This window comes from Methylomonas sp. DH-1, from assembly GCF_046097555.1.
In the GTDB taxonomy this organism is placed as follows: Bacteria; Pseudomonadota; Gammaproteobacteria; order Methylococcales; family Methylomonadaceae; genus Methylomonas; species Methylomonas koyamae.
Genome location: NZ_CP143089.1, coordinates 4,702,024 through 4,713,656, shown reverse-complemented (window position 1 = coordinate 4,713,656; position 11,633 = coordinate 4,702,024). Strand labels below are relative to the sequence as shown.

Annotated in this window: 9 protein-coding genes; 5 read left to right on the top strand and 4 right to left on the bottom strand. The window is 54.9% G+C overall.

Annotation, left to right across the window (positions count from 1 at the left end; translation table 11 throughout):
- Window positions 1–10 precede the first annotated feature (10 nt).
- The gene (locus VXJ35_RS21505) at window positions 11–616 is read right to left on the bottom strand and encodes a hypothetical protein (protein WP_064023126.1); all 606 of its coding nucleotides are present in this window, start codon (window positions 614–616) and stop codon (window positions 11–13) included.
- A 42-nt stretch (window positions 617–658) separates the two neighbouring features.
- A complete protein-coding gene (locus tag VXJ35_RS21500) occupies window positions 659–985 on the bottom strand; it encodes an EthD family reductase (RefSeq protein ID WP_064023125.1) in 327 nt (108 codons plus the stop codon).
- A 117-nt stretch (window positions 986–1,102) separates the two neighbouring features.
- Here VXJ35_RS21500 and VXJ35_RS21495 point away from each other — a divergent pair, with 117 nt between their 5' ends.
- From VXJ35_RS21495 to VXJ35_RS21480, 4 genes are all read left to right on the top strand, one after another.
- Window positions 1,103–1,978 (top strand): LysR family transcriptional regulator, encoded by an 876-nt coding sequence (locus VXJ35_RS21495; protein ID WP_064023124.1) that lies wholly within the window; start codon window positions 1,103–1,105, stop codon window positions 1,976–1,978.
- 488 nt (window positions 1,979–2,466) lie between these two features.
- On the top strand, window positions 2,467–4,905 hold the full coding sequence (locus VXJ35_RS21490) for a TonB-dependent receptor (RefSeq protein WP_064023123.1): 2,439 nt from the start codon (window positions 2,467–2,469) through the stop codon (window positions 4,903–4,905).
- A 417-nt stretch (window positions 4,906–5,322) separates the two neighbouring features.
- The gene (locus tag VXJ35_RS21485; RefSeq protein WP_064023641.1) at window positions 5,323–5,850 is read left to right on the top strand and encodes an RNA polymerase sigma factor; all 528 of its coding nucleotides are present in this window, start codon (window positions 5,323–5,325) and stop codon (window positions 5,848–5,850) included.
- 75 nt (window positions 5,851–5,925) lie between these two features.
- Window positions 5,926–6,894, top strand: coding sequence for a FecR family protein (locus tag VXJ35_RS21480; protein WP_064023640.1), 969 nt, complete (start codon window positions 5,926–5,928; stop codon window positions 6,892–6,894).
- A 195-nt stretch (window positions 6,895–7,089) separates the two neighbouring features.
- Here VXJ35_RS21480 and VXJ35_RS21475 read toward each other — a convergent pair whose 3' ends face one another.
- Window positions 7,090–8,337, bottom strand: a complete 1,248-nt coding sequence (locus VXJ35_RS21475; RefSeq protein WP_064023311.1) for an IS256 family transposase — start codon at window positions 8,335–8,337, stop codon at window positions 7,090–7,092.
- Between the two features lie 116 nt (window positions 8,338–8,453).
- On the opposite strand from VXJ35_RS21475, the gene VXJ35_RS21470 reads away from it, so the two are divergent.
- Window positions 8,454–10,484 carry a TonB-dependent receptor gene (locus VXJ35_RS21470; RefSeq protein WP_064023122.1) on the top strand — a complete coding sequence of 677 codons (2,031 nt, stop codon included), beginning with the start codon at window positions 8,454–8,456 and terminating at the stop codon, window positions 10,482–10,484.
- 73 nt (window positions 10,485–10,557) lie between these two features.
- Here the strand turns inward: VXJ35_RS21470 and VXJ35_RS21465 are convergent, their stop codons facing one another.
- On the bottom strand, window positions 10,558–11,589 hold the full coding sequence (locus VXJ35_RS21465) for an IS5 family transposase (protein WP_064020809.1): 1,032 nt from the start codon (window positions 11,587–11,589) through the stop codon (window positions 10,558–10,560).
- Window positions 11,590–11,633 lie beyond the last annotated feature (44 nt).

The following is an 11,633-nucleotide window of genomic DNA, read 5'->3' as shown; positions in this document are numbered from 1 at the left end:
TACCATTCGATCATGCCTCAGGTGAGTGATTGAGTGCTTCCTTATTCGCTAACTTCAGTAAAATATAAGCCAGCAACAGCAAGCTTCCGATCATCACAATCTGCAGCATATAGCTTTTTCCCGGAACCGATTCCAGGCCAACAGAGAACGGAATATGCGTATCAAGACGCTTATCCTTGTCGACAATAGCGATGTGGGCCAAATAATTACCAGCACCATACTGGCTAAAATCGACCAAACTATCGAAAGTGCCGTTTTTAACTTTTTTCGGCTGCTGATAAAAAACCCTTTGCCCTTCAGGTTCTTTGGTGATTTCGAATTCCACGCTGACATTGCGCAGACGTTTACCTTCGTAGTCGAACACCAAATTAGTTGGGCCGATTTCGGGAATGATGCTGCAATATTCCCGATCCCCTGACAGTGTGGGGGTATAGGCCGTGAAATGGACTCGTTCAAAACCAACCCTCGTAACGCAAGTATCGGCCTCGTCAGGCGCACCGCGATGCGCTTGAACAATAGTCGGCATTAATCCGACCCAAAAGACAACAGGCAGCAGACTCAGCCACCTAATGCGCTTATGAACCACCTTCTTTAGTCTGTTGATAGAGTTAGACATTGATTTGCTCCCTCTGTGATTTTGTTAAATCCGATGGTCGGTTTAGAAATCAAAGGTTTCCACCTCGGAGATCAGAAACAACGGCTCACCACCGCTAGAAATCTCAACGGCATGCTGAGCTGTTTCTTGACCGCCTGGTGAATTCAGACAAGCCTTTAATTCAGCGAGTGATGGAAAGTAAACCTCGGCAATCCGATGAAACTGCGCTGCAGATTTGTCTGCATTGGAAAGAATCAATGAGGCGACAAATCGTGTTTTGCCGACCAGCTTTTCCACGGCCATCGGCACATGCTCATCAGCATATCGACGTTCAAACGTTTTTAGATCTGTTGGCGTAGGGTACATTACGATTAATTTTGCGGCTTTCATAGGAATTTTGAATATTTATGTGACTGGGTGACTATATTAAATAATGTGTTATGGCAACTGTAAAATACATATTTTCTATGAAATAATAGGTTTTTCCTATTTTAAAAGGGGCAAAGTGTGGAAATGCAGCAAATTCGCTATTTTCTGGCCGTCTGCGATAACGGTTCGTTCACTCGCGCTGCACAAGCAACCTATGTGGCCCAACCCTCGCTGACGCAAGCAATTAAGAAATTGGAAGATGAACTTGGCGGTGAGCTATTTAGCCGAGATCGTAGCGGATGTCGGTTGACGGCTTTAGGACGTTTAATCGAACCTTCGATACGCGAAATAGTGCACAAGACGCAAGCTGTCAAAGCAGAGGCTGTGCGTTTCAGCCGCTTAAATACTGTGCCACTTCGCATCGGAGTGATGACGACAATTGCCGCACACCATTTAAGTCCATTCTTCGCTGACTTTCAGCAAGAACACCCACATGTAGAACTGGAATTAGTCGTCGACAATGAATGCAATCTATTGAATCAACTTGATGAAGATGGCTTGGATTTAGTTATCAGCGCACCAACATCCTTACCGGCAGGGCATTACCAGTCTTTAAAGCTTTACGAAGAACGCTATGTCGTTGTCTTCAACGACAAACACCGTTTCAATCAAATGCAACACATTGATTTAGCAACCATACAAACTGAACCTTACTTGGATCGCCTGAACTGTGAATTGCGTGAAACACTGAGGAGTGTGTGCCAGGGTCGGCAGGTCAATCTTTATGCTGCCTATAGAAGTAATAGCGAAGAGTGGATACTGAGTATGGTGCGCGCCGGCATCGGTGTTGCGCTAATGCCGGAATTCACCATCACCAAAAATGCAGATAAGATTCGAGTTCGTTATCTGTCAGACCCAGAAATTCGTCGCACAATCTGCGCTATATTCCCACTCTCATCGGCCGCAAAACCCGAAGTGGCAGAAGTATTGAAAAGTCTGCGGATGAGTTTTTAAAAAGTCACAAGTTAGCTCAATTAGAAATGGGCAATTTGCAGTTTCGCACCAACGGCTGCTTTGTAGCCCTCCAGTTTGCAAAATCTGGCTTTGGCTGACTGGCCGGTTTGGAGAAGCGTGACAGGCCGTTTTGGGTCGATAGCGCCATTCCATCCCCCCAAAACCGCCATTCCATCCCCCCAAAACCGCCATTAAACACAGGCATAATCCTAACGGAACCAAAGGCCCGATTTGCACCGGAAACGGCGGCCGGTTTTAATCTGCATGCCTGACCGATTTGCCATGGACTATACCGAGAACGGGCCCGAAAACCTTGGCGACGATTGCCGTCCAGTTGCCTTACCGGCCTAACCGCCAAAATTTTTTTCTTCCCGTCTGGTTATAAAACCCAACGCCTGCTTCGTCTTTGCATAGGAATCCGCGGATAACGCGGCGGCGTAGGTCGGCCGCCGCCTCCGCGCACAAGCTAACCCATGCCAGGAGGCAAGATGAGCCAACGCTTCTCCCCCATTTGTACGACTTTGTTTGCCGCCGCAATGAGCGCCAGCCCCTGGTGCGCGGCGGAAAGCGCAATCGATTTTGCGATACCTGCGGCCCCGCTGGCCGATGCGTTGCTGCAATTTTCCGAAGCCAGCGGCGTCAAGGTTTTTTTCAGCTCGCAATTGGCCGGCAATTTACGCGGCAATGCCGTGCAAGGCCGCTTTACGCCGCAGCAGGCTTTGCAAAAGTTATTGGAAGGTTCCGGCCTGACTGCCAAAACGGCAGCAGACGGCACTGTGACGTTGCAGAAAACGGCAAATTCGGCCTGGCCGCAATCGGCAAATCCGACGGCCATGCCGGCAGTCACCGTGGTCGGGCAGCCGCTATACGACGATGAGGACCCGTATAGCCTGAGTTATACCCGGTCCAATACCGCCCTCGCGACCAAAACCGACACGCCGATCATGGAAACGCCGGCATCGATCCAGGTCGTTACCCGGCGCGTGATGCAGGATCAACAAGCCTATCGGCTGCAGGATGCGCTAAAGAACGTCAGCGGCGTACAAAGCTACCATGGCTACGGCGGCATGTTCGAGCAGTTTGTGTTGCGCGGTTTTCTGCAAAGCACGGTCGGTTACCGCAATGGCGTCCGGATCCCGTTTACCAAATTCGATCTGGCCAACGTCGAACGGGTGGAAGTGTTGAAGGGCGCCTCGGCCATGCTTTACGGTTTCAGCGATCCGGGCGGCATGATCAGTACCGTTACCAAGCAGCCCAGCGACGTGCCGTATTATTCGATAGAGCAACGCTTCGGTTCTTACGATTTTTACCGCACGGAAGCCAGCGCGACCGGGCCGATAGACAAGAAACACGGCTTGAATTACCGGGTGGATTTTTCGTATTTGGATAGCGGATCATTCCGCCAGTTTATGGGCAACGAGCGGGTGTTTTTTGCGCCCAGCATCAGTTGGCAAGTGTCGCCCGATACCAAGCTGACGCTATCTTACGAACATTTCGACGACGACTATACCTACGATGCCGGCACGCCGGCGTTCGGCAACAAAATCGCCAATCTGCCGATCGAGCGCACCTTTGCCCAATCCGGCTTAAGCAATTCCATGATCAACGATACGCTGGATTTCAGGATCGATCACCGCGTCAACGATCACGTCAAGCTGAATGCAGGCGCGGTGGGCTATTTGACCAAAAAGAATTGGGAAGGGATTTACCTGGGCCGGGTCAACGAAAATCCGGCGAGCGCCGACTATCAAAAAGTGGCGCGCAGTACCTGGTTCAGCCCGGAGAGGACCGACTCGCTGACTGCCTGGATCAACGGTGCCTTCGATTTCGATACCTTCGGCGTCAAACACAAGCTGCTATTCGGCGGCGAGTACCACGACACCAATTTGGACTACCAAGTCTACAACGCCAGAGTCGACGAAAACGGCGACGGCGTGATAAACGGCAACGATCTTATCAACCTGTTTACCTTCGATCCGCAAAACTCCAATTTGCCCATCGACCAGTACCGCAACACGCCGCCGACGACTAGCAACATCGTCACGCAAAACACGTCGAAAGCCATTTACTTCCAGGACCAGATGACGTTTTGGAACAAACTGCATCTGCTCGGCGGTTTCCGTTACGACTGGGTGCAGCGCTTTCAGAATCTAAGCTGGAATGGGCCCAATAGCGCGGACGCGCGTAGCGATATCTTTATCAGTCCGCGGGTCGGCATTCTGTACGAACCCGTGAGTTGGTTGTCGGTATTCGGCAGCTTTTCCGAGTCTTTCGGGCCGGCGAACGATTACGATTTGGGCGGCGCCCGGCTTTACCCGTTGTTTTCGGCCACTCAATTCGAAGGCGGAATCAAAACCCAATTTTACGACGGCAAGCTGACCGCAAACTTGACCTATTTCGATCTGGAACGTACCCAGTTTTACCAGGACAGCAATAATCCCAATCCGCGGATATCGGTGCCGGTCAAAGGCCAAAGCAATGGCGTGGAACTGGATATTCAAGGCCGGATTTACGAAGGCTTACGCATGGTCGGCACCTATGCCTATACCGATGCCAAAGTCGTTGACGACCCGCGAAACGCTTCGGCAAATGTCGGCCACCGGCTACCTTATGCCCCCATCCATCAAGGCAGTCTCTGGCTGAAATACGACTTTAGCTCCGGGGTGTTGAACGGCTTCAGTATCGGCACCGGGGTTTACACCGCCGGCCGCCGCTACGGCGATCCCGAAAACAGCTATTCCGACGGTGCCTACGCCCGCCTGGATTTGATGGCGGCCTACAAAATGAAACTCGGCGACACCCGGCTGACGACGCAAGTTAACCTGAACAACGTGAATGATGCAGAGTATTACAGTATGCGCGCACGCCGTTACAACCTGCCGGCCGAGCCGCTATCGGTAATAGGTTCGATCAAGCTGGAGTATTGATTGTCGCGGCATGCCCGGTGCGGTTTGTGGCCGGCGCGATACGCCCCGGCAGCAACCTCGTGCCGGGCGGAAGCTGTCCAAAAGCCTATTGGCCCGTTCTTATTGCCGCCACTGTTCCGGTAGGGCCGAGCCGGTCGAAGCCCTGACCGGTTAATCCTTCGACCAGGCAAACGGTATTGAAGGATTGGGTTAACCAATTGTGTGAAATGCCGCGTTTTCCAAAAAAACTGCGGCATCTCGCGTATCCGTTACTGATTCGGCAAATCCGGAGCGAATCGGCCGGTCCGGTTTCTAACGGCCATCGCGACACGGTCCGGCCGGGGCGGCGGGTCGGACCTGCGGCATAGGCGCATTTTCGGCATCTTGGCGTAAACCTTGCTCGCTCAGCGCCAGCCGTTGCCGAACTCGCCCGCGCCGATGCCCAAAGATTTTTCAGGATTCTTACACACGCTGTTTCTGAGCCACGCGCCGGAAGTCGGCGCCTTTGTGCGCGGCCGTTGGCCGAAGGAGCCGGATGTCGGCGACATCGTGCAGGAGAGTTTTCTGCGCTTGTCGCAGTATCCGGAGCCGGACGCCATCCAAAATCCCAGGGCGTTTTTGTTTCAAACTGCGGCCAATTTGACCGTCGACCGCCACCGCCGTCGGGAGACTCGCGCCCGTTTTGCCGACGCCGATGCGGAAATCGACGACATTGCCGACCACGGCCGCTCTCCGGAGCAATACTGGCAGACCCAGCAGCAACTGGAGCAGTTTTCCGAGTGGTTGGCAGAACTGCCGGAACTGCGCCGCCACGCCTTCGTTCTGTACCGGATCGAAGGTTGCTCCCACGCCGAAATCGCGGCTCGGCTCGGTATCTCGGTACGCTGTTCCGAGCGTTACGTGATGCTGGCTATGCAGCACATCAGCGCCAAGCTAAGCGCCGACCCGGACGCCGACTGGCGGTAACCGTGCGCTTTATCCGTCTAGCCTATGTCCGGTAAACTGCCGCCTCTTCATTTACCCGAATTCCGCGCAACGCCGATGCCGCCTTCCTGTACCCAAGCTCAACGCGACCAAGCCATCGCCTGGTTATTGCGGCGGCGCGAGACGCCGCAAGATGCGAGCGTGCAACGCGATTTTTCGGCCTGGCTGGCGGCCGACCCCGCCCATCCGCAAGCGTACCGCCAAGCCGAGCGGCAATGGGCCTGGATGCGGCAATTCGAAGGGCAAGACTTCCAAGCCAGAGACGAAGCTCTAAGCTACCGGCCGCGCCGTGCCGGCCGCCGCTGCGCCGCGTTCGCCACCGCCGCCAGCCTGTTGCTGGTTGCCGGCTGGGCCTTGTTTTCGCCGCAGGGTTGGTATGGTCTGCCGCACAGTTACGCTACCGGCAAAAACCAGCGCCTCACCGTGGCGCTGGCCGACGGCTCCAACCTGGAATTGAACGCCGACTCGGAAGTTCGGGTGCGTTACAACCGCTTCCGGCGCCGGGTGGAATTGGTGCGCGGCGAAGCGTTCTTCAGCGTACGCCACGATGCCGCCCGGCCGTTTAGCGTCCATACCGATAACGCCGTAGTCCGCGACATCGGCACGGCGTTCGACGTTTACAAACAAGCTCGCCAAACCAGCGTGACGGTATTGGAAGGCGTAGTGGAACTGGAAGGCGGCGGCGAGCGCAAGCAACTTGCCGCCGGCCAGCAATTGGCCTATAGCAACGACGGCGGTTTCCAGGCCTTGCCGCATAGCGATCCGGCCGGCGCCACCGCCTGGCGCCAGGGCTTGCTGGTGTTCCGCGGCCGGCGCCTGGCCGACGTGGTCAGTGAAATCAGCCGCTACCACGACGTCGATATCCGCCTGCCCGACCCGAAGCTGGCGGAGCTCAGGGTCAACGGCAGCTTCCGCACCGAACAACTGGACGCATTGTTGAACGCCGTCGCCACGTTGCTGCCGGTGAACATCATCCGCCTCAGCGAACGGGAAATCGTGTTGGAGCCGACAGGAAAAGCCCGCTAATCCCGAAGTCGGACCGCGTAGCCCCGGCTGCGATTACGAAACGTTATTCGGCTTCAACAATAAATGCTGCCTGAAACTGCGCCGCATCGAAATTCGTTGCACGGCTGGCGGCATTTTTTACGTCTTGCGTCTATGTCCATGAACCCTTTTCAACTGGAGACAGAGCTATTGTCAAATCTGGTGTTCAGGCCTTGATCAAGCGGCGATCTGATTGCCGGTTTCTAGCTCAATGCCGTCCTTGAACGGAACCCCGGTAATCACTTTGGCGAGATAATCAAATCCTCGCTGGCGTCGCCAGGTTTTCTCAGCCGTTTGTCCCAGTTTGAATAGCATGTGCAACATGCCATCGCGGGCGAGACAGCCTTTGGCACGCTTGGTGCGATGGCGAATAGTGGCGAAGGTTGATTCGATGGGGTTGGTTGTTCGAATGCTTTGCCAGTGCTGAGCCGGAAAGTCATAGAAGGCCAGCAGTTCATGCCGGTCGCGATACAGACATTCAACCGCCTTGGGATATTTGGCGTCATAGAGCGTGGCGAACTGGTCGAAGGCGCGCTCGGCGTTCTTCTGGGTATCAGCCTGCCATATGTCATACAGCGACTGTTTCATCTTGGGTTGCACCGCTTTTGGAACGCGATTGAGCACGTTGTTCATTTTATGCACCCAACAGCGTTGTTGCCGAGCGTTGCTGTAAACCTCATCCAGCGCCGCCCAGAAACCCATCGCGCCGTCGCCAATGGCGAGTTTGGGGCTGTTCATACCGCGCGCTTTCAGGCCCAGCAGCACTTCCCGCCAACTCTGCGTCGATTCACGCACGCCGTCCTCAATCGCCAGAAAGCGTTTTTCACCGCGCTCATTGACCCCGATGATAACCAAGGCACACAGCTTGACATCTTCCGTCCGCAGGCCACTGTAAATGCCGTCGGCCCAGATATAGACCCACTGATCACGATCCAGGCGACTGGTCCGCCAATCGTTATATTCCGCCGCCCATGCGCGTTTCAAGCGGGCCACGGTGCTGGCCGACAATCCCTTGGCATCCGGCCCAACCAGGACTTCCAGTGCGGCTTCCATCTCACCACTGGAAATACCTTTCAAGTACAACCAGGGCAATGCGGCTGACAAGGAACGCGTCTTCCGAACATAGGGTGGCACCAATGCAGAACGAAAGGTGGCGCCTTGGCCGTCTTTCGCCCGAACCTTGGGAACCTTCACCGCCACGGGCCCGATACCTGTCTGAATCTCGCGCTCCGGTTGATAACCGTTACGAACGACGGCAGCCCGACCATCGCTCAGCTTCCGTTCGCTGAAGGCTTCCATATAGGCTGCCAATTCAGCTTCGATGGCTTGCTCAATTAGCTTGCGAGCCCCTTGCCGGATCAGGTTGGTCAATGGATCGGCATTCTCTTCTCGACTGGACAGGTCGATTACATTACTCTTCTTCATCGTGGCGTATCCTTGGAGTTGATCGTTTTGTTTGGTCACAAATAATCAACCAGATACGCCGCTTCTCTTCAACTACCAAACACCAGATTCAGTTATAGCTCCTGGAGACATGGAGTATGACCTTGAAATTCGCCCCTCTGGCCGTTGCGGCGCTGGTTTCGGCGCCGGCTTTCGCCGACGGCAGCAAACACCGGTTCGACATTCCGGCCCAAGATTTGGCCGCTGCGTTGCAGCAATTGTCCGCACAATCCGGCACGGCGATGCTGTATACCGAACAAGCCGCTGCCGGCAAAAGCGCACCGGCATTGCATGGCGAATTTACGCTAGAGGAAGCCGTGCGCCGCCTGATCAGCGGTAGCGGATTGATCTACACCATCGACGGTCGCGGCACGGTGACGTTACGACCGGGCGAAAATCGCCAGGAAACGACAACGTTGGGGACGGTCATGGTTAGCGCTAAGGCAATTTACGACACGACCGACCCGTATAACACCGATTACCAGGTCCGCCACGCCAGTACCGCGACCAAAACCGATACCCCGATCATGCAAACTCCGATGTCGGTCAAGGTGGTGCCGCAAAGCGTGCTGAAGGACCAACAGGCCATCACTATCGAACAAGCGTTACGCAATGTTAGCGGCGTCAGCAGCGGACTCGGCGGCAGCGGTACCTTCTTTATCCGCGGTTTCGGCAGTTATCTCAATTATCGAGACGGTTACAAGAGCCAAGGCGAGTGGGCTCATACAGAAGACCTGGAAAACGTCGAGCGGGTCGAAGTGTTAAAGGGGCCCGGCTCCATCCTGTACGGTCGCGCCGAGCCGGGCGGGATCGTCAATTTCGTCACCAAACAGCCTTTGGATCAGCCGTATTACGCCTTGCGTCAGCAATTCGGTTCGTTTGACCTTTATCGAACCAGTGTCGACGCCACCGGGCCGTTGAACGACGACAAGAGTCTGGCCTATCGTTTTAACCTGGGTTACCAAAGCAATCATTCCTTTCAGGAGTTCGGCGGCAACGAACGCTTGCTGGTGGCGCCGACCTTGCGTTGGAATATCTCCGAGCGCACGGTCAGCACTGTCAAACTCGAATACAGCAAGATCAAGGAATTGGGTAACGGTAGGGTGCCGTTGTTAGGGAATGGCCCCGCGCCGATAGCCAGAGAACGCAATTTGGGCGAGCCGTGGAGTTTTACGGAAGACGAATATGTGATGCTGGCGTTAAATACCGAGCATGACTTCAACGACCGCTGGAAACTCCGGCATCGGTTCAATTTTAAAAACTACAAGCAGACGATATCGGCAATTCATGGATCGAGTGCGGATCCAGCCACCGGAAACGTCGGTAGAGCTTTTTTCGCGCAAAACACCGATGGCGGCGACTTTCAGCACAATTTTTATAATGCGTTGGAATTGACCGGCAAATTCGCAACCGGCTTTGTCAAACACAATATTCTGTTAGGTGGCGACTACTACAGAACCGATTACCGGGCGACGATGGCGGGCTTTGGTTCCAACCCGGATTTTTACGACAACAGCAATCTCTACCATCCCGTGCATAGGGCAGCTCCGCCGACCATTCTACCCAGCGACGTGACATACTCGAATTCGACGTTGCCGTGGTTCGGGCTTTACGCTCAGGATCAAGCGGAATTGCCGTTCCACATCCATCTGTTGGCTGGCTTGCGTTACGACAACGCCGATATGTATTCCAGCAGTAGCGGCGAGTTCGGCAGCGGCCGAAGCCCGGATACCCATTCCGAGCGCGTGTCGCCGAGAGGCGGTCTGGTATGGCAGCCGATTACGGAGTTTTCGGTGTACGGTAGCTATACCGAGAACTTCGGCATGCCCGGCAACTTTGGCTTGGACGGCCAACCGCTACCCGCGCAAACCGCAGATCAATGGGAAGTCGGCGCCAAAACCGAATTGTTCGATGGCCGCTTCACCGCGACGCTGGCCTATTACGATCTGACCAAGCGCAACGCGCCGATTGCCGGTTATCTGGCATATACCCGAGCCTTGGGCGAAGCGGAATCGCGAGGTATCGAATTCGACGTATCCGGCGAACTTGCGCCGGGTTGGAGCGTGATCGGGGCTTATTCCTATATGGGAGCCTCTAAAAATCCACGATTAATCAGATTCGGGGCGTAAAACGTGCTCGAAAGCTGGCATTTCCAAGCGGACTACCTTCAACTCGAAGCCTTTTCAGCTCCGATGGGCGGCATCAAGACGCAGCTACCCTGCGAATGGCGCAAAAACGTCGCATGTTGTACACCAGATTCATGAAGCCGATACGTACTTCGGCGCGGGCTAGGCCAATGCAACGGATCGCCTTACCGCCCCATTGCGCCATCCAGGCAAACACGTGCTCGACCCGGCAACGGGTTTTGGAGCGGGTACTGTTGCCTTGTTTTTCCCGGTCAGTCAGCGGTTTGCCGCGCACCCCTTTGCGGTGAATCCGGCTGCGGTAGCCTTGGACTTTTAACAGTTCTTCCACCGCTTCGGAACGATAGGCACTGTCGGCCCACACATCCCGGCTGGTGTTGCCGCTATCAAGCAAGCCGTTCAGGGCTTGGGAGTCGTGGACGCTGGCATCGGTGACCGTGTATTTGCGCACCAGCTTGTGGGCATTATCAACGTTGACGTGATTCTTGTACCCGTAATAGCTCTTGTCGCCTTTCTTGGTCCAGCGCGCATCGGTATCCTTCTGACTGCGTTTGGAGGCCGACCAGTCCTCGACGGTTTCGCCGGCTTTAATCCGGGCGTTTTCGTCCGGCGTATTACGCTGCACCGGCGCCTTGACGAAGCTGGCGTCAATCAGTTGGCCCTTGCGGGCGATCAGGCCGGCGCGATCCAATTGCCGGTTGAATTCGTTGAATAACGTCTCGGTGAGTTTCAGTTCTTTGAGTGACTCACGAAACAGCCAGAAACTGTTGCGATCCGGCGCGTGCTTGGCATCCGACAACCCAATAAATCGCTGGAAACTGCGCCGGTCTTCGATTTGGAACTCCAGTTGCTCATCGCTCAGATTGTAGAGACTAGCGATGACCAACGCTTTGAACATCAACACCCCATCCCAAGGCTTACGCCCGGCAGACGATTTGCGGACTTTGTGATGGACTTGATCCAGCAACGGACGGAACGCTTCCCAATCCACTTGCGCGTCCAATTCCAACAACGGATTGCCCAAACGATCGATCCGACGATCACGATGTTCAAACAGGGAACCGAAAAGGTCGTCTTGTGCCACCGTCATCTCTGCTCTCCAAAGGTCTTTAGCTCCGACTCATTTTACTCGCC

Coding starts and splice junctions, on each gene's coding strand:
- VXJ35_RS21505 (WP_064023126.1), bottom strand. CDS start 616: ATGTCTAACTCTATCAACAGACTAAAGAAGGTGGTTCATAAGCGCATT.
- VXJ35_RS21500 (WP_064023125.1), bottom strand. CDS start 985: ATGAAAGCCGCAAAATTAATCGTAATGTACCCTACGCCAACAGATCTA.
- VXJ35_RS21490 (WP_064023123.1), top strand. CDS start 2,467: ATGAGCCAACGCTTCTCCCCCATTTGTACGACTTTGTTTGCCGCCGCA.
- VXJ35_RS21485 (WP_064023641.1), top strand. CDS start 5,323: ATGCCCAAAGATTTTTCAGGATTCTTACACACGCTGTTTCTGAGCCAC.
- VXJ35_RS21480 (WP_064023640.1), top strand. CDS start 5,926: ATGCCGCCTTCCTGTACCCAAGCTCAACGCGACCAAGCCATCGCCTGG.
- VXJ35_RS21475 (WP_064023311.1), bottom strand. CDS start 8,337: ATGAAGAAGAGTAATGTAATCGACCTGTCCAGTCGAGAAGAGAATGCC.
- VXJ35_RS21470 (WP_064023122.1), top strand. CDS start 8,454: ATGACCTTGAAATTCGCCCCTCTGGCCGTTGCGGCGCTGGTTTCGGCG.
- VXJ35_RS21465 (WP_064020809.1), bottom strand. CDS start 11,589: ATGACGGTGGCACAAGACGACCTTTTCGGTTCCCTGTTTGAACATCGT.